This is a genomic window from Pseudomonas saliphila, assembly GCF_008638345.1.
In the GTDB taxonomy this organism is placed as follows: domain Bacteria; phylum Pseudomonadota; class Gammaproteobacteria; order Pseudomonadales; family Pseudomonadaceae; genus Halopseudomonas; species Halopseudomonas saliphila.
In genome coordinates, this window is sequence record NZ_VTVA01000006.1 from 166,150 (window position 1) to 182,961 (window position 16,812).

Consider the following 16,812-nt stretch of genomic DNA (forward strand, 5'->3'; position numbering starts at 1 on the left):
GCAGTCATTTGCCGATTACAACAGTCGCCGACCCTGAGACCACCGCATCGCCGTGGCTTCCGGTACTGCCCAATATTGCGGCGGGCTTGCCGTTGATCATTACGCTGCCACTGACGCCGCCGACCAGCGTACTGCCGCACGCTGTTGGGTCGCCCATGCGGGCTGCCGGCATTCCCTCGATCAATACATCGGTTGATCCCTGAGTGATCGGATTGCCGCCGTGCTTATCCTTCGGGCATGCAGTCATGTCGCCGACGCGCGCGACCGGTTTGCCAGACATAGTTGTGCTCCTTACTGAACCCGAACCTGGCCGCTGCCATCGAGGCGCGCCGAAAAGCTCACCTGTTGCCGGAAACCATCCGCTTCCAGCAGGCCCTCTACTGCAAAGGCCAGGCTCAGCGGATCATGGTCACGTGGCAGCGAAATGACTCGCACTTTGGACAGGCGTGGCTCGTAATTCTCGATGAAGCGTTCGATAGCGATGCGCGCCTGCTGCAGCGAATCGTGCAGCGACAGACGCATATCGTTGAGGTCCGGCAGCCCATAGTCCGGCAGCGCCTGAACGCTGCCGGCGCGGGTACTCAGCATCTTCGCCAGATGACAGGCAACTGATGCCGTCACGGCCTTCTCATGCTGCCAACCGCTGCGTCGGGCGCTTTCGCCGCCCAGGCGCTCGAACAGGCTGCCATAGCTCACGGTGCTTACTCCTTGTCCATCTTGCCGACCAGCGACAGGGTGAAATCGGCGCCCATGTACTTGAAGTGCGGACGAACACTCAGCGTCACCCGATACCAGCCTGGCTCGCCGTCGACGTCACTGACACTGATCTGAGCTGCGCGCAGCGGACGGCGGCCACGAACTTCCGGGTTTGGGTTGTCCTGGTCAGCGACGTACTGGCGAATCCACTTGTTCAGTTCCAGCTCGAGATCGGTGCGTTCCTTCCACGAGCCGATCTGCTCGCGCTGCAGTACCTTGAGGTAATGCGCCAGACGGTTAACGATGAACAGGTAGGGCAGCTGGGTGCCGAGTTTGTAGTTGAGTTCAGCTGTCTTGCCTTCTTCACTGTTGCCGAAGAACTTGGCTTTCTGTGCTGAGTTGGCGGAGAAGAATGCGGCATTGTCGCTGCCCTTGCGCATGGTCAGGGCGATGAAGCCTTCGTCGGCCAGTTCGTACTCACGGCGGTCAGATACCAATACTTCGGTGGGAATCTTGGTCTCGATTTCACCCATGCTTTCGAAGTGGTGCAGCGGAAGATCCTCGACTGCGCCGCCGCTTTGCGGGCCGATGATATTCGGGCACCAGCGGAATTTGGCGAAGCTCTCGGTCAGGCGGGTGGCGAAGGTGAATGCGGTGTTGCCCCACAGGTAGTCTTCGTGACTGTTGGCCACGTTTTCCTTGTAGACGAAGCTCTTGACCGGATTGTCTTCGGGGTCATAGGGGTTGCGCAGCAGGAAGCGCGGCAGAGTCAGACCGACATAACGGGCGTCTTCCTGCTCGCGGAAGCTCTGCCATTTGGCGAACTGCGGGCCTTCGAAATGGTCCTTCAGATCCTTCAGGTCCGGTAACCCGGTGAAGCTTTCCAGGCCGAAAAACTTGGGGCCGGCCGAGGCGATAAAGGGGGCGTGGGACATGCTCGCAACGCTGGCCACGTACTGCATGGTCTTGACGTCTGGCGCGCTGGGATCGAAGAAGTAGTTGGCAATCAGCGCGCCCACCGGCTGGCCACCAAACTGGCCGTATTCCGCAGTATAGACGTGCTTGTACAGGCCGGACTGGGTGACTTCAGGACTGTCTTCGAAATCTTCCAGCAGATCCTGCTTGGAGGCGTTGATCAGCTCCAGCTTGATGTTCTCGCGGAAGTTGGTGCGGTCGACCAGCAGTTTCAGGCCGCGCCAGGAGGATTCCAGCGCCTGGAAATCACGATGGTGCAGAATCTCGTCCACCTGCCGGCTGAGCTTGGCATCGATTTCGGCGATCATGCGATCAACCATTGCCTTCTTGACCGGCTCTTTTTGGTTCTGCGGCTTGAGCAGTTCCTCGATGAAGGCCGATACACCGCGCTTGGCGATAGCGTAGGCTTCGTCTTCGGGGGTCAGCCGGGTTTCGGCGATGATGCTGTCGAGAATGCTGACGTCGCCAGTTGTATGTCCGGCGGCTGTTGCGGCTTGAGTACTCATGAGTAGCGTCCTTGTCTGAGCGAATCAGGTTTGCGGTTGTTGGTCGGCCAGGCCCAGTTCGGCCAATACACGCTCGCGCGAGTCGTCATCGCTAAGCACGCTCTCGATCGCCTTGCGAAATGCCGGTGCGTTACCCAGCGGACCTTTCAGCGCCACCAGGGCATCACGCAGTTCCATCAATTTTTTCAGCTCCGGAACCTGATCGACCAGGCTGCCCGGATTGAAATCCTTCATCGAGTTGATCTTCAGATCGACGGCGAGCTCTTCGTGGGTGGCGTCCTCCTGCAGGCAGTTGGGCACCGCAAAGATCAGCTGCAGGTCCTGCTTGCCGAGCACTTCATCGAAGCTGTTCTTGTCGATGGCGATGGGCTTGCGGTCCTCGATCTTCCTGTCGTCCTGACGTTGGGTGAAATCCCCCAGCACCATCAGTTTCAGTGGCAGTTCGACTTCCTCCTGAGCGCCTCCGGCATCAGGGGTGAAGGTGACATTGACGCGTTCCTTGGGTGCTACTGAGCCGTCTTTGGCCATGGTCGTTCTCCGTTACAGTTATGGCCCGAAGGCCTGATCCAGTACCACTTCAATATCGAGGTGGCACAACCTGCGGTAGATCTCTTCCTTGCGTTCGCGCATGTGCTGCTGCGGCAATCGCTCGCAGCAGCGATATGACAGGTTCAATACCTGCAGGCTGAGATCGGGCTCCCAGTCCCCCAGGCCGCTGGCCTGGAGAAGCTGATCGAGTGAGTCGAGCTGGACGCTGGCCAGCTCGTATTTTCCGGCGTGGTAACACAGACGCGCCTGCGCCAGCTTCCAGTGAAAGCGATCGCGGCCGCCCGCTGCCTGTTGGCTGGCCTGCTTGATGTGCTGCACGGCTGCTTTCAAACCGTCATCGCGCAGCACGACCAATGCGTCTTGCAAGGCTGCGTTCCAGGCCGCTGTGGTGTCATGTGCTATAGACGCAGAGTCCGCGTCGGGTTGTGCCTGACTCTGCGCCAGGACGCGGGTATTGATCCAATTCAGCGCTTCATTGCTGGCGAAGGGCACACCGTCGTGGAAGCACAGGGTGTGCAGGTCAGGCAGTCGCCTGAGAAACGCACCGAGCTGTAATTCCAGCTCCTGCATGGCTGCTTCGTTTTTGAGGTTCTGCAGACACTGCCAGACGAGGTATTGGCCATCCAGCCAGAAGGGTGCTCTGGCGATGCTGGTTTCAAGGTCCAATAACAGTTCGCTGTAGTGTCCTTGAGCGAGGCGTTCCTGATAGGACGCCAGACGGTCGGCAGGCAGTCCGCGCAGCGCCGTAACATTATTGGCATCGTGTTCCGGGGCGCTGTCGATCGGCAGCCACAACAGCGTTCGGGATAGCTTGATGCTGCGTACGTCCCCGGCTTTCTGGTGTTGCCACCAGCTGCACAATTGGCGTGACTGATCCTGCAGCTGACGCAGTAGCTTATGCGCATCCTTGCTGGATTGAGGCGCCTCCGAATCGGTGCTGGGCGAGGAAACGGCCGCCTGTTTGATAACGGTCGACACAGCGGGTGAGGGCGCGTTCTGCTGCTCACTGCGTTTGATCAGTTCTTCCAGTCGGCGACATAGGGGAAGCAGTTCGGGTGCATCGGGGCCAAGCTGAGCAGCCAGGTGCGTATCAAGACCGCGCAGCAGCGCAGCGATGGCGCGGAGCGCGTCGAACTCATCTGGCTGCGGTGAACACTCGCCGATGACCTGTTCCAGCCGGGGTTGTAGCCAGAGCAGCGCTGCTGAACGGGTGCGCATCTTGCGCGGGTGCAGGTCAGGCCAGTGCTCGGTGCACAGCGCATGGATGACAGCGATGCCGGCGTGGAGCCCGGCCAGTGATTGCTGCTGAAACAGGCTCCAGGCGAGCCAGACGGCAACGCGCAAGTCCTTGGACGCGTTCGTGAGGAGCGCTTCGGCGCCCAGGCGTACAACTTCCCAATCAGTCCCTTCGCCCTTGTGCAGGGAGCCGGTTTTAGCCAGCTCGGCTTCCAGAGCCTCGAACTCGGGCGAGTAGCGCACATCCGTGCCGGCAAAGTCGGCATCGTTGATGGGCTTGCGGGCCAGGTTTTCAAGGTAATGCTGTACGGGCATGGGTGCCATCGGTCCTTGATGTGTCGGCCCTCGGGCCGTGATCCATTATTCGATGCCGATGTTCAATCCTGAATATCGGTTATTACATCTGAACGACTCAGAACTTGTTTATGGAACTGTTCAGATAAATGTTTAGCGTCAGAATTAATGCGTTGAAGTTCACATATAAATTGATCGCGCAAGAAGTTGCGCATGCCGTCTTTAGCTGGAGGTATCCTAATGGCGAGTGCTTGAAGCGACAAGGCGCGAACTGTGAGCTGGTTTGCTATACCAGTAATTAGAGGGAACTAATAACAATGGCGCCAGAAAAGCGTTACCGAACGGCGAGCTGTTTCAACAAGCTGTTATCAGCTGCTCTAGCGCGAGGATTGCAGCGGTGAGATGTACGTCTCTCGTTTAGTCAGTAATATGAGAGCTGGTCGATGTTTAATACGCTGGAGGGTTGACTGTAGATATTTGAGAGAAGGCTTCGCTATCCATCCAAAGTTCTATGTTGAACTTTGAATGGTGTGACGTGATTAACTATTGTATGGAGATTGTTCGTTATTCATGTCCAAGCGCAGGACACTTTTCCACCAGCGTGTCCTGGAAGTGCGACGAACATCTGGTCACGTCCGTCCCGCAATCCCGGGCCTGTTCTGCGCTATCGCTGCAGTTCAGCGCATCGAGCCCTACAGCCAGGTTGTTCCAGCCCGCTTCGAGCTTGGGGTGTTCGCGTGTCACCTGCAGGAAATGGCGTACTGCTTCCTCGCGCCCCCCTTGTGCCCAGGCGATGTTGCCCAACCCGAAGCGTGCAGCCGGCTGCTCTGGCCATTCATTTAGCGCTGTCTGATAGGCCGTGCGGGCACTCACCAGTTTGCCGGTCTGCTCCAGCTCGCTGGCTGCAGAAAGGTAGGGCAGGGGGGCAGCCGTTGCGGGTAGCTGATCTGTCGGAAGCATGACGCGCGCCCAATTGTCGGCTCTGCTCCAGGTCTTGCTGAATAATCTGAAAGGTTCGCGCTGATTGGCATTCAGTCCGCTGTGAAGAATCATGACCTGGCGTTCGAGGTCATAGCCTATTACCACTGCGTAATGCCATTGCGGGTACCAGTTCAATGCAAGATTCTGCATGACCAGCACCGGATTGCCTGCGGCGACTTCCTGTATGACCGATTCGATCTTTCCATCCAAGGGGTAAGCGAGCAGGTCTCTTTCTCGTGCGGCGGCGACCATTTCGACCTGCAGGCTGCCCTCTCGCTCGGGTATATAGACGCGCTCTACCAGTTGCTCCGGCGTGTCCGGAAGGCCTCGGTGATTGAGCACCATGGCGAGGGCGGCTGGGCCGCATTGATACTCATCCTGGGGATAAAAGCGGACGTCCGTCAGTAAGGTTTGCTGGGGGACGTCTCGCAGCTGGGTTTGATCAGGCAGGATCATTGATCGACCTGCGCAGGCTGACAGCAATGCTGTCAGCCCTAGCAAGCCCACCGTGCGCCAGATAGGCGACACTGATGTTACCTGGCGCAGTTGATGAAGCTGTAGATGTTGGTCACGCACAGGATGTCGGTGATGGCGAATACCACCAGAAACAACACAATCACGCCGACCACGCCGGCACCAGCAGGGGCATTGTCGAGCTGGGCATTGAAGCTAGCCAGTTCGCTGGCAGTCAGGCTGTTGATGCGCTTTTCGACCTGGTCAGGCGAAACGCCCATGCCAGCCAGTTTGTCCTGCACGTCCTGATCGGCAAGCATGCCTTTGAGCGCGTCGCGGTCGAGATTCAGCTTCTCTTCAGCAATGAGTTCATGGGTACCCACCATGGAGGTTGATGCCTGAGCCTGAATGCTTGCCAAGCTGGTAAGCATGAACAGGGCAGTGAGCATGATGGAGATATAGCGTTTGGTTGAGTGCAGTAATTTCATGGTTACAACTCCTGTTTTTTCTTGTTTGGCTGTCCATGCGGTCAGCCGTTCATTCCGGTCTCCCGGCTGCGACCCGAAGAAGGTGCGCAGGTATTGCCAATCAGTCGACCCGCTTTGAAAATCGGGAGTTCCGCTTGGCAATGCGATTATAGACCCAGCCTATCCCTGAGCTGGTAATACCAGGCGCCCAGGGCGGTGAATGGAACCCGCAATAAGCGGCCTCCGGGAAAGGGGTAATGGGGCAGACTGGCGAAGGCATCGAAGCGCTTGGCCTGACCCGCCAGAGCTTCCGCGATAATCTTGCCGGCCAGGTGCGTATAGGTCACGCCATGCCCACTGCAGCCCTGGGAATAGTAGATGTTGTCACCCAGTCGGCCTACTTGCGGCAGGCGCGACAGCGTCAGCAGAAAATTACCGGTCCAGGCATAGTCGATCTTTGTATTGCTCAACTGTGGGAACGTCTTCACCAGGTGAGGGCGAAGCATGGCCTCGACGTTGGCCGGGTCGCGTGCGCCATACACTACGCCGCCGCCGAAGATGAGTCGCTTATCCGCTGATAGACGGTAATAGTCCAGCAGATAACTGGCATCCTCTACACAATAATCCTGCGGCAGAAGCGAATTCGCCAGATCGTCCCCCAGCGGCTCGGTGGTAATAACCTGTGTGCCGCATGGCATTGATTTGGCAGCCAGGGCGGGAATCAGATCGCCCAGGTAGGCGTTTCCAGCCACCACGACAAACTTGGCAGTCACCTGGCCCCGACTCGTGTGCACGACCGGGCTGGCGCCTTGATCAACGCGGATCACTTCCGACTGCTCATGAATGATTCCGCCCAGCGACTCCACCGCGGCAGCTTCACCGAGAACCAGATTGAGCGGATGGATATGGCCGCCGCTCATGTCAAGCATGCCGCCGACGTACAGCTCGGTTGCTACCGTCTCGCGGATGCGGCGCGTGTCGAGCATTTCCAGTTGGGTGTTGCCGTACCGCTCCCAGAGCGCCTTCTGCTCTTCCAGCTGTTTCATTTGCTTGGGAGTAAACGCAGCAAATACGCCGCCATTTTTCAGGTCACACTGGATGTCGTACTTGGCCACCCGCTCACGAATGATGCGGCCACCCTCGAAGGCCATCTCCCCCAACAATTGCGCTTGTTGCGCGCCGACTGTTCGCTCGATGACGTCGATATCGCGACTGTAGCTGTTGACGATCTGGCCGCCGTTGCGACCCGAGGCGCCAAAGCCGACCTTGGCCGCTTCCAGCACCGTGACTCGAAACCCCTGTTCAAGCAGATGCAGGGCTGCAGAAATACCTGTGTAGCCCGCGCCGATGACGCACACGTCGGTCTCATGGCTTCCGAGGAGAGGCGGCCTGAAAGGGGCGGGGTTGGCACTGGCAGCGTAGTAGGAAGCAGTATGCGGCGTAGCAGACATGGCACACCTGATGTTTGAAATATTTTACATTACCGATCCTACCGCTCTAGTCTGCGGAACGCCACTGATCAGTCAGTTATTTCAACTTGTTGTTACGGCGATATTACACCTGCATGGGTGAAGGTTTAGAATCAACCTCTTTGTTGCATCACAGGAACAGTTGTCATGGGATTGGATGATGCGCTCGTATTCACCCGCGTGGTGGAGTGCCACAGTTTTACCAGCGCTGCGCTGACCTTGAATATGCAGAAGTCCACGGTCAGCAGGCGGATTGCCCAGCTCGAATCGCGGCTCGGCGTGCGCCTGCTCAACCGCACTACGCGCAAACTGCGCCTGACCGAAGTCGGCCAGGCTTACTATGAGCGGTGCCGGCAGATCATGCAGGAATTTGCCGAGGCAGAGCAGGCGATTATGCAGCTGCAGCGTGAGCCCACCGGCCTGCTGCGGGTCACTTCGCCGATCGAGTTTGGGCAGTTGTTCCTGGGCGGTGTGGTGGGTGAGTTCATGTGCCGCTATCCCGCCATTCACGTGGAGGTAGAGCTGACCACCCTTGTGGTCAATCCGATCGAGGATGGCGTCGATATCGCTATTCATCGTGGTCGGCCGCAGGACTCGAGCCTGGTGGCCCGCTCGATGCTGGCCAGCCCAAGACAGTTGTATGCCAGTCCGGCCTATATTGCCCAGTACGGCATGCCGGAGCGCCCCGAAGAGCTGTCTGCACACCGCTGCATCCAGACCATGATGGATGGGGCGCGCAAGTGGCACTTCGATGAGCCGCAGCTCAGCGTCGCCATAAACCCGGTGATGACGGTGAATAACATCACATTTGCCCGCGAGGCGGCCCTTGCCGGAGCAGGCATCATTAACGTTCCGGCGTTTATCGCAGAGCCCTATGTGGAACAAGGCCTGCTATGCCGCGTGCTGGAGGGCACTGTTTTGCCCTTCACCGAGCTCTACGCGCTGTACCCGTCAAGGCGCTTCCAGGCAATGAAGGTCAAGGCCTTTATTGATTTTATGACTGAGCGCCTCGAGACATTCCTTGATCGGCCGGTAGAGACGAACCGCTAAGCGCTGATAAGATTCCCTTTCCTGTACAGCCCGGGATTCAACCGGGTGGCTTCCTGACGAGAGATTTCATGACCGTTCGTACCCGAATTGCCCCGTCCCCCACCGGTGACCCCCATGTGGGCACGGCTTATATTGCATTGTTCAACCAGTGTTTTGCGCGCCAGCATGGCGGCAAGTTTGTGCTGCGCATTGAGGATACCGACCAGGTGCGCTCCACCACAGAATCGGAAAAGCAGATTCTGGACTCATTGCGCTGGCTGGGACTGGAATGGGACGAAGGCCCGGATGTCGGCGGTCCGCACGGCCCGTATCGACAGAGCGAACGCAGCGCCATTTACCAGCAGCACAGCGAGCAGCTGATCAGCGACGGCCATGCATTCCGCTGTTTCTGTACCTCGGAGCGGCTTGACGCACTGCGCGCCGAACAGACGGCCAACAAGCAAACCCCCGGTTACGACGGTCATTGCCTTGGGCTGGATGCTGATGAAGTCCTGCGTCGTGTCGCGTCCGGCGAACCGCATGTGGTGCGCATGAAGGTGCCAACCGAAGGGATCTGTACCGTGCAGGATATGCTGCGTGGCGAGATCGACATTCCCTGGGAACAGGTCGACATGCAGGTGTTGATGAAGGCGGACGGGTTGCCCACCTATCATCTGGCCAACGTGGTAGACGATCACCTGATGGGTATCACCCACGTACTCCGTGGCGAGGAGTGGATCAACTCCGCGCCCAAGCACATGTTGCTGTATCAGTTCTTCGGTTGGGCTATGCCTCAGCTGTGCCATATGCCGCTGCTGCGCAATCCGGACAAGAGCAAGCTGTCGAAGCGCAAGAACCCGACCAGCATTACCTTTTACGAACGCATGGGGTATCTGCCCCATGCGATGCTCAACTATCTGGGGCGCATGGGCTGGTCGATGCCGGACGAGCGCGAGAAGTTTTCCCTCGATGAAATGGTGGCCCACTTCGACATCCAGCGCGTCTCGCTCGGCGGACCGATTTTCGACGTCGAGAAACTGGCCTGGCTCAACGGTCAGTGGATTCGCGAGCTGTCCGAGGATGACTTTGTTGCAGCGGTACAACGCTGGGCACTCAACCCTGAGTATCTGCGCCCTATGGTTCCGCTCGTTCAGGCGCGGGTTGAGACCTTCAGTGATCTGGTCCCCTTGGCGGGCTTTTTCATGAGCGGCAAGGTGAACCCCGCTCCAGAGCTGTTCGTCCACAAGAAGCTGTCACCCGATCAGGTACGCCAGGCGCTGCAGCTGCTGCTATGGAAGCTGGAAGCCTTGCGTCATTGGAACAAGGACGCTATCACCGGCAGTATTCAGTTCATTGCCGAAGGGCTCGAGCTCAAGCTTCGTGACCTGATGCCGCTGCTTTTCGCTGCTATCACCGGTCAGGCGAGCTCGGTCTCGGTACTGGACGCCATGGCTCATCTGGGACCGGATCTGACCCGCTTCCGGCTACGTCAGGCGCTCGAGCTGCTGGGCGGCAGTTCGAAAAAGGAAGTGAAAGCATGGGAGAAGCTGCTGGTGGGGTTGGGTGGCTGAGACTTCCCACGCTTCGCTGGTTAAGTTGCTGTTTTGCGTTAAATTCTGTTGACAGACAAGGGCATGGATCATAATATGCGCCCCGTCCAGAAGACGGGGCTATAGCTCAGCTGGGAGAGCGCCTGCATGGCATGCAGGAGGTCTGCGGTTCGATCCCGCATAGCTCCACCATTTTCTTTGGTCAACGTTATACGTTGACCTGTTTTTACACTGATGCCTTGAGGCGCCCAGCCTCAAACGCATAGAAGGGTTTGCGTCCCCTTCGTCTAGTGGCCTAGGACACCGCCCTTTCACGGCGGTAACAGGGGTTCGAGTCCCCTAGGGGACGCCATTATTGATCCGGTACAGTTGGTTTTGTATCGGCGGTCGCAAGACCACGGGGCTATAGCTCAGCTGGGAGAGCGCCTGCATGGCATGCAGGAGGTCAGCGGTTCGATCCCGCTTAGCTCCACCATTTCGAAGGGCCAGCATTTATTGCTGGTCCTTTTTTTTTGGTTTGTGTTTATCCCGATAGCCTCAGACAACAACGCCGGCGCGATAAGCGGCCGGCGTTGAATGTGGTTGAGGGCGCGATGTTACTGAGCGACTGGCATGAGCCTGGCGAGCGCCGAGTCCACCACCTTTCTCGGCAAGCGCCGCGCCTTGCCCAATGCTTTGCGCAAACCGCCGGCCCGGGTGGTACCCAGTTCCTTCTGCTTCATACCGTGCACATACATGCGGTTGGTTTCAATGCAAAACACCGGCTTGCCGGTGGTACGCATGATCTCGATTGCCTGAGCCTTTTCGCTTTCGATAAACAGCTGCGCCTGCGGGTCGTTGCGATATACCTGCGCCTTGAACTTGTGGTGCATGTTCAACCGGCGCCGCTCCGCTGCCGATGGCAAATCCAGCATATGCAGGGTGCCGTACCGGACACCATTGCGTTCCAGCCACTCCTCGGTCTCGGCGCGGTATTTTTCCAGGCGACTGGTGACCAGATGCGCGATCGGTAGCGATGGGATGTGCAGTGGCCTGGCGGTACGCAAAAAATGCCGGTAGCCCGCTCCATCATCATTCTCCGCCTGGGTCGGGTCGACGCAGAGCACGCCGTCGATATCGAAACAGGTCGCGCCGACCAGCGGGTGATGCATGATGTTCCATTCGTAGATTCGAGGGTGCTCCAGTACTTCCAGCACCAGATCGATGCCCAGGACATGTTCTCTTTCGGCGAAGGCCACCAGTGTCGTCACTGAAGCGCAGCAATGCGCTTCGATTCTCCGTCTCGCTTGCAGTATTGAGTCGGGGGTCGCCAGGCAATCGTCTACCAGCAATATCTTCTGCGCGGCAGGTGTAGATGAAGCATCGTCACGCAGCAGCACCTGGAGTTCCATGCTGGGCTGGTTGAGCTTGAGCGCGATGATGTTCGCCACCAGCATGCCGCCACGGGAGGCGCCGACCACCAATTCAATATCACGGGGAAAGTTGCCGGCATGATCGTTGATCAAGGTTGATAGGTCGTTCAGGCTTCGATAGTTCATTGCAGCTGCTCCTGGCCTCGTTATCAGCACCCGGCGGATAACGCGTTGTGTCTGAGTGAGCTCCAGGACATCGTGCGGCAAGCGCAGACCAGAACTCGATCGATGCTCTTCCTGATGAGAATGTGCAGGTATTGCAAGGCCGGTATTCAACAGGAAGAGCCCTCAGCTTGCGACTCTTTCATGACATTAATGTGACCTGCAGCCAGCGAATGTTGCCGTTGGAGAAGCGAGCCTCAACCTGTCGGTTAACCGGGTCGCTTCTCGAGGTTCCAGGGGGAGCTGGCCCGGGTCAGGTTGTCAGGCAATCGACGCAGAAAGAGGGCGGACCCTCGGCGGAAACCAGACGACGCAGGCCATGAATATCGCTCTCAAAGCCGGGAAATTGCCGGTCGAGTGCTGAGGCGATTCTCAGAAAGTCGACGATGGCGGTACTGTCGGCGGGGAAGCGTTCGCCGGGCATAATCACCGGGATACCTGGCGGATAGGGCACAAGCATGACGGCGCTGATTCGACCTGCCAGCTGCTCGACGGCAACCGATTCGACGTTGCCGCGCACCATCTCCTGATAGGCGTCGGCCGGCCGCAGGGTGATCTCCGGTAGCTCGGTATAGAGTTGGCGAGATATCTTCACCAGCCGCTGGGTCTTGTAGAAATGGTGCAACTGCTGGCTGAGATCGCGCAGGCCCAGGCCGCTATACTGGCCTGTCCGCGCGATACCCGGCAGCGTTGTCTCAAGCGGCGCGTTGGTGTCATACAGCCGCTTGAACTCCTGCAGCTCGGACACCAGGGTGCTCCACTTGCCCTTGGTAATGCCCAGCGAAAACAGGATCAGGAAGGAATACAGCCCGGTTTTCTCGACCACCAGACCGCGCTCGGCGAGAAAGCGCGTCACGATGGCCGCGGGAATGCCACTTCGGGCCAGGCGCCCCTGTTCCTCCACGCCGGGGGTGAGCAGGGTGACCTTGATCGGATCCAGCAGGGCGTAGTCGTCCGCCATCGAGCCGAAGCCGTGCCACTCGGCCTCGCTGTCGAGTGTCCAGTCGTGCGGCGCAAGCGGTTCTGCTGCCAGCGCTTGTTCAGGCTCCCAGAGATCAAACCACCACTCATCCTCGTCCAGCCGCTCGGCGATCTGCTGCATGGCGCAACGAAACGATAGCGCTTCGTCCAGGGTTTCCTGTACCAGTGAGCGACCCGGAGCACCGGCCATCATGCCTGTAGCCACATCGATGGAGGCGATGATGCCGTAGTGCGGTGAGGTGGAGGTGTGCATCATGAAGGCTTCGTTGAACCGTTCTGCATCCAGTGACTGCTCCTCGCTGTTCTCGGCAAGAATGATTGAGGCCTGGGACAGGGCCGCCAATACCTTGTGTGGCGATTGCGTTGCGAATACCAGCGGATGCTGCGCGCGGGGAAACCCGCGATGGCGACCCATGCCATGGCGCCCGGCATAAAATTCGTGGAAGGCGGCGTAGCCGTACCAGGCTTCGTCAAAATGCAGAATGTCGACCGCGTCCTCAAGTTCGTCCTTGATCAGCTCAGCGTTATAGCAGAGGCCGTCGTAGGTTGAATTGGTCACAACGGCCAGGCGAATTTTAGCGTCGCGTCCCTGCAGCAGCGGATGTTCTGCCAATCGTTCGCGCAGTCGCTCGGGTGAAAACGAATTGAGGCTGATCGGACCGATAATGCCGTAGTCGTTTCGCGAGCCGGTGAGGTATAGCGGAATCGCACCGGTCATGATGATCGCGTGCAAGATCGACTTGTGACAGTTGCGGTCCACCAGAACCACGTCATCGCGGGTGACATAGGCGTGCCAGATGATCTTGTTGGCAGTAGAGGTGCCGTTAACCACGTAGAAGCTGTGGTCGGCGCCAAAGGTCCGTGCGGTGTTGGCCTCCGCCGCCGCGATAGGGCCGCTGTGGTCCAGCAGCGAGCCCAGGCCTGGCACCGACACCGACAGATCCGAGCGCAACGTGTTTTCACCGAAGAAATCGTGAAAAGCGCGCCCGACCGGACTCTTGCGAAAGGCCACACCGCCACCATGTCCAGGAGAATGCCAGGAGTAACTGGCGCGTCCGGTGTAATCCATCAGCGCCTTGAAAAACGGCGGCAACAGCTGGGATAGATAAGAACGGGCAGTGCGCGCAATCTGTCCGGCGATAAAGGGCAGGGTATCCTCGAACAGGTAGATGATGCCGCGCAACTGATGCAGGTTGCGCAGCTCGGCGAGCTTGGCGCTGTCCAGGTTCTGTTGAATGCTCAAGGCCATTATCGGCAGTTCGGGTGAGCGCGAATGCGCGGCTTCGAAGAGTGCCCGCACCGGTGTCAGGTCGGCTTCCAGATCCGCAGTAAACAGAATGCAGGACAGGCCCCGGTGCGCTTCGGCGATCAGGCGGCCCTCGTCAGTTGACGCGGTTCCCAGAACCTCGAATCCTTCCTGCTCCAGCCCTTTGAAGAGTTCCGTAAGCTGAGTGCCAGCCACATCCTGGCGGCCGATATGAGGATTGATAACCAGAATGGGAAAGTGCAGGTGTTTGAACATGTTCAGGTTCCGTCAGAGGAATGGGTACAAACTAGCCGCTTGGTTGCCATTGCGGCAAGCGAACTCCGTGCGAGCAACTGAATCTGAGGGAAGGATGGCGGCTGACGAATGTTATGCTGCGTATCCGTCGAATGCGTTGAAGTTGAAGGAGCTGACTCTGTGAACTGGGATTTCGATAATCCGCACACCTGCGATATTACCGTCCAAGCGGTCGATATAGACGAATTGGGGCATGCCAATAACGCCGTGTATGTCGGCTGGCTGGAGCGTTGTGCCTGGCAACATTCGCAGACTCTGGGACTGGGCGTGGAGGAATACCGCGAGCTGGATCGGGCAATGGCGGTGCTGCGCCACGAGATCGATTACCTCGGTGCGGCCTACCAGGGCGACGAGCTGGTGATGGCGACCTGGATCGTTCACTGGGACCGCAAGCTACGCATGACGCGCCATTTCCAGTTAGTGCGCAAGTCAGATCAGGCAACGCTGCTGCGAGCAGAGACCATCTTCGCCTGCATCGAAATGAGCTCCGGCAAACCGAGACGCATGCCGCCGGTTTTTATTGAAAAATATGCTCGTGGTCTGACGGAAGCGCAGATGCAGAGCTGAGAGCGGGATGGGGCTAGCAGGAAGGCAAGGCGAGCCGACCAGAGTGGCGGCGCGCCGTTGAAACCGGCGGGGCGTTACTTAACGATACTCGCAGAGATAGGCGGTATCCTGCTCGACCTGCAAATGAAAGCGGCTGTTACCAGGCACAGTAAATTGCATGCCCGCACTGAACTCTTCCCACTGCTCGCTACCTGGTAGTTTTACGGTCAGGTGGCCGCTGATGACGTGCATGATCTCCAGCTGGCTGGTGCCAAACTCGTATTCTCCAGGCGCCATCACGCCGACGGTCGCTGAGCCTTCTGGTTGCCGAAAGGCGATAGAGGCTACCTTGCCTTCGAAGTATTCGTTTACCGTGAACATTGATGCGCTCCTGATAGATCGTCGAAAAGGTCAACATTATGCCGATGCGACTCTTGCAGCGGCAATGCTATTTGCACTGTAGCGCTAATCTTTTCTTCTCCTGGCCTGACCGATTAATGGGCTGCTCAACCCTTCATTGCTGAACCTGGCCTGACTTTGACGGTCAGCTAATGTGTACCCCACAACCATACGGAGTCCTTATGAAAGCCTCTGCAACTGCCTGGTTTGCTGCGCTGGTCCTTGGTTTGTCGGCCGCTTCTGCCCACGCCGATGATGTGGACGGTGAGATTGAGTCTGTTGACGCAGAAGCGAAGTCTATAACGGTCGATGGCAAAATCTACTCGACCAATGAGCAGACAGAATACGAAGACGAGCTGAAGTCTTTCGACGATCTCAAGCAAGGCCTGCGCGTCGAGGTGGATTACGAAGAGACTGACGGCGAGATGATCGCCACAGAAATTGAAATCGACGACTGAGTCACCGGCGTGCCCAGCTGCCGCAGGAGATCTGCGGCCTGGTTTCCCCCTTGAGCCCTGTTATCATCCCTTGCATGCAATGACTGATTCTCTCGAGCACAGGTCGATAGCCTGGCTGCAGAGCATGTATCCCTTTGACAACTTTGTACCGACCCGGGAGGTAATATGGCGAGCATCGCTTTTATAGGTTTGGGCGTAATGGGGTATCCCATGGCCGGTCATTTGCTTCGCGCGGGGCATGAAGTGGGCGTCTTTAATCGCACTGCTTCGAAGGCCGAGGCCTGGGTTGCCGAATACGGGGGGCAAGCCTTTGCCACGCCGGCGCAAGTGGCGGCTGACCGTGATTTCATTATGCTCTGCGTAGGTAATGACGATGACCTGCGCCAGGTGATTGGTGGTCCCGATGGGGTCCTTGCGGGGATTCGATCCGGTGCGGTGCTGGTCGACCATACAACGGCTTCGGCTGGCGTCGCGCGTGAGATGGCTCAGCTGTGTGCGGCGAAGGGGGTCGGGTTTCTGGACGCACCGGTATCCGGAGGCCAGGCCGGCGCCGAGGCTGGGCAGCTGACCGTAATGGTCGGCGGCGACGAGGCGGTTTATGACCTGGCCCGTCCAGCCATCGGTAGCTATGCAAAGATGGTGCGGCGCATGGGCGAGGTGGGCAGTGGGCAGTTGACCAAGATGGTCAATCAGATCTGTATTGCCGGCCTGGTACAGGGGCTCGCCGAAGCGCTGAATTTTGCTCGCTGTGCGGGTCTGGATGCCGAGGCCGCGATGCAGGTAATAAGCAAGGGTGCGGCGCAATCATGGCAACTGGAGAACCGCCACAAGACCATGATTGCCGGTGAGTTTGAATTCGGCTTTGCGGTGGACTGGATGCGTAAGGATCTGAGTATCGTGCTGGATGAGTCGCGCGAAAACGGTGCGCAGTTGCCAGTTACGGCTTTGGTGGACCAGTTCTATGCTGATGTCCAATCGATGGGAGGAGGGCGCTGGGATACTTCGAGTCTGATTGCCAGGCTTGATCGCGACAAATAAACTGTCGCCGGCCGTGTCTGCACGCGTTCAGGATGGCTTGAGCGCAGACG

General features: G+C 58.3%; 16 protein-coding genes and 3 tRNA genes. 8 read left to right on the top strand and 11 right to left on the bottom strand.

Features of this window, described 5'->3' with window-relative positions; genetic code table 11:
- Window positions 1–4 precede the first annotated feature (4 nt).
- From FHK95_RS08950 to FHK95_RS08985, 8 genes are all read right to left on the bottom strand, one after another.
- Window positions 5–280: a PAAR domain-containing protein gene (locus FHK95_RS08950; protein WP_150304264.1), complete on the bottom strand. Its 276-nt coding sequence runs from the start codon at window positions 278–280 to the stop codon at window positions 5–7.
- An 11-nt stretch (window positions 281–291) separates the two neighbouring features.
- Window positions 292–696, bottom strand: a complete 405-nt coding sequence (gene tssE, locus FHK95_RS08955; protein WP_150304265.1) for a type VI secretion system baseplate subunit TssE — start codon at window positions 694–696, stop codon at window positions 292–294.
- A gap of 5 nt (window positions 697–701) precedes the next feature.
- On the bottom strand, window positions 702–2,177 hold the full coding sequence (gene tssC / locus FHK95_RS08960) for a type VI secretion system contractile sheath large subunit (RefSeq protein ID WP_150304266.1): 1,476 nt from the start codon (window positions 2,175–2,177) through the stop codon (window positions 702–704).
- A gap of 24 nt (window positions 2,178–2,201) precedes the next feature.
- Window positions 2,202–2,705, bottom strand: coding sequence for a type VI secretion system contractile sheath small subunit (gene tssB / locus FHK95_RS08965; protein WP_150304267.1), 504 nt, complete (start codon window positions 2,703–2,705; stop codon window positions 2,202–2,204).
- A gap of 18 nt (window positions 2,706–2,723) precedes the next feature.
- Window positions 2,724–4,277, bottom strand: a complete 1,554-nt coding sequence (tssA, locus tag FHK95_RS08970; RefSeq protein WP_235906745.1) for a type VI secretion system protein TssA — start codon at window positions 4,275–4,277, stop codon at window positions 2,724–2,726.
- A 543-nt stretch (window positions 4,278–4,820) separates the two neighbouring features.
- Window positions 4,821–5,693, bottom strand: coding sequence for a PA2778 family cysteine peptidase (locus FHK95_RS08975; RefSeq protein ID WP_150304269.1), 873 nt, complete (start codon window positions 5,691–5,693; stop codon window positions 4,821–4,823).
- A gap of 77 nt (window positions 5,694–5,770) precedes the next feature.
- Window positions 5,771–6,178, bottom strand: coding sequence for a PA2779 family protein (locus FHK95_RS08980; protein ID WP_150304270.1), 408 nt, complete (start codon window positions 6,176–6,178; stop codon window positions 5,771–5,773).
- A 146-nt stretch (window positions 6,179–6,324) separates the two neighbouring features.
- On the bottom strand, window positions 6,325–7,608 hold the full coding sequence (locus FHK95_RS08985) for an NAD(P)/FAD-dependent oxidoreductase (protein WP_150304271.1): 1,284 nt from the start codon (window positions 7,606–7,608) through the stop codon (window positions 6,325–6,327).
- A gap of 165 nt (window positions 7,609–7,773) precedes the next feature.
- On the opposite strand from FHK95_RS08985, the gene FHK95_RS08990 reads away from it, so the two are divergent.
- The 5 genes from FHK95_RS08990 to FHK95_RS09010 all read left to right on the top strand — a co-directional run bounded on the left by FHK95_RS08990 (window position 7,774) and on the right by FHK95_RS09010 (window position 10,680).
- Complete coding sequence (locus FHK95_RS08990) at window positions 7,774–8,676, top strand: LysR family transcriptional regulator (protein WP_150304272.1); 903 nt, start codon at window positions 7,774–7,776, stop codon at window positions 8,674–8,676.
- Between the two features lie 68 nt (window positions 8,677–8,744).
- Window positions 8,745–10,226: a glutamate--tRNA ligase gene (gene gltX, locus FHK95_RS08995; RefSeq protein WP_150304273.1), complete on the top strand. Its 1,482-nt coding sequence runs from the start codon at window positions 8,745–8,747 to the stop codon at window positions 10,224–10,226.
- Between the two features lie 95 nt (window positions 10,227–10,321).
- Window positions 10,322–10,397 (top strand) — tRNA-Ala (locus FHK95_RS09000).
- Between the two features lie 84 nt (window positions 10,398–10,481).
- A tRNA-Glu gene (locus FHK95_RS09005) sits at window positions 10,482–10,557 on the top strand.
- Window positions 10,558–10,604: 47 nt separating this feature from the next.
- Window positions 10,605–10,680 (top strand) — tRNA-Ala (locus tag FHK95_RS09010).
- Between the two features lie 121 nt (window positions 10,681–10,801).
- Here the strand turns inward: FHK95_RS09010 and FHK95_RS09015 are convergent.
- Together FHK95_RS09015 and FHK95_RS09020 are read right to left on the bottom strand one after the other, a co-directional pair.
- Complete coding sequence (locus FHK95_RS09015; protein ID WP_150304274.1) at window positions 10,802–11,743, bottom strand: phosphoribosyltransferase; 942 nt, start codon at window positions 11,741–11,743, stop codon at window positions 10,802–10,804.
- 289 nt (window positions 11,744–12,032) lie between these two features.
- A complete protein-coding gene (locus tag FHK95_RS09020; RefSeq protein ID WP_150304275.1) occupies window positions 12,033–14,282 on the bottom strand; it encodes an Orn/Lys/Arg family decarboxylase in 2,250 nt (749 codons plus the stop codon).
- A gap of 159 nt (window positions 14,283–14,441) precedes the next feature.
- Between FHK95_RS09020 and FHK95_RS09025 the strand changes: the two genes are divergently transcribed.
- Window positions 14,442–14,888 (top strand): acyl-CoA thioesterase, encoded by a 447-nt coding sequence (locus tag FHK95_RS09025; RefSeq protein WP_235906746.1) that lies wholly within the window; start codon window positions 14,442–14,444, stop codon window positions 14,886–14,888.
- Window positions 14,889–14,966: 78 nt separating this feature from the next.
- Here FHK95_RS09025 and ppnP read toward each other — a convergent pair whose 3' ends face one another.
- On the bottom strand, window positions 14,967–15,248 hold the full coding sequence (gene ppnP, locus FHK95_RS09030) for a pyrimidine/purine nucleoside phosphorylase (protein WP_150304277.1): 282 nt from the start codon (window positions 15,246–15,248) through the stop codon (window positions 14,967–14,969).
- A 200-nt stretch (window positions 15,249–15,448) separates the two neighbouring features.
- Between ppnP and FHK95_RS09035 the strand changes: the two genes are divergently transcribed.
- Window positions 15,449–15,724 carry a DUF5666 domain-containing protein gene (locus FHK95_RS09035; protein WP_178114750.1) on the top strand — a complete coding sequence of 92 codons (276 nt, stop codon included), beginning with the start codon at window positions 15,449–15,451 and terminating at the stop codon, window positions 15,722–15,724.
- A gap of 165 nt (window positions 15,725–15,889) precedes the next feature.
- The gene (locus FHK95_RS09040) at window positions 15,890–16,762 is read left to right on the top strand and encodes an NAD(P)-dependent oxidoreductase (protein WP_150304279.1); all 873 of its coding nucleotides are present in this window, start codon (window positions 15,890–15,892) and stop codon (window positions 16,760–16,762) included.
- Window positions 16,763–16,812 lie beyond the last annotated feature (50 nt).

Excerpts from the sequence above, each read along its gene's own strand:
- FHK95_RS08985 (WP_150304271.1), bottom strand. The coding sequence starts at position 7,608 with ATGTCTGCTACGCCGCATACTGCTTCCTACTACGCTGCCAGTGCCAAC.
- FHK95_RS08980 (WP_150304270.1), bottom strand. The coding sequence starts at position 6,178 with ATGAAATTACTGCACTCAACCAAACGCTATATCTCCATCATGCTCACT.
- tssC (WP_150304266.1), bottom strand. The coding sequence starts at position 2,177 with ATGAGTACTCAAGCCGCAACAGCCGCCGGACATACAACTGGCGACGTC.
- tssB (WP_150304267.1), bottom strand. The coding sequence starts at position 2,705 with ATGGCCAAAGACGGCTCAGTAGCACCCAAGGAACGCGTCAATGTCACC.
- FHK95_RS09035 (WP_178114750.1), top strand. The coding sequence starts at position 15,449 with ATGAAAGCCTCTGCAACTGCCTGGTTTGCTGCGCTGGTCCTTGGTTTG.
- FHK95_RS08975 (WP_150304269.1), bottom strand. The coding sequence starts at position 5,693 with ATGATCCTGCCTGATCAAACCCAGCTGCGAGACGTCCCCCAGCAAACC.
- FHK95_RS09040 (WP_150304279.1), top strand. The coding sequence starts at position 15,890 with ATGGCGAGCATCGCTTTTATAGGTTTGGGCGTAATGGGGTATCCCATG.
- tssA (WP_235906745.1), bottom strand. The coding sequence starts at position 4,277 with ATGCCCGTACAGCATTACCTTGAAAACCTGGCCCGCAAGCCCATCAAC.
- FHK95_RS09020 (WP_150304275.1), bottom strand. The coding sequence starts at position 14,282 with ATGTTCAAACACCTGCACTTTCCCATTCTGGTTATCAATCCTCATATC.
- FHK95_RS08950 (WP_150304264.1), bottom strand. The coding sequence starts at position 280 with ATGTCTGGCAAACCGGTCGCGCGCGTCGGCGACATGACTGCATGCCCG.
- FHK95_RS09015 (WP_150304274.1), bottom strand. The coding sequence starts at position 11,743 with ATGAACTATCGAAGCCTGAACGACCTATCAACCTTGATCAACGATCAT.
- ppnP (WP_150304277.1), bottom strand. The coding sequence starts at position 15,248 with ATGTTCACGGTAAACGAATACTTCGAAGGCAAGGTAGCCTCTATCGCC.
- gltX (WP_150304273.1), top strand. The coding sequence starts at position 8,745 with ATGACCGTTCGTACCCGAATTGCCCCGTCCCCCACCGGTGACCCCCAT.
- FHK95_RS08990 (WP_150304272.1), top strand. The coding sequence starts at position 7,774 with ATGGGATTGGATGATGCGCTCGTATTCACCCGCGTGGTGGAGTGCCAC.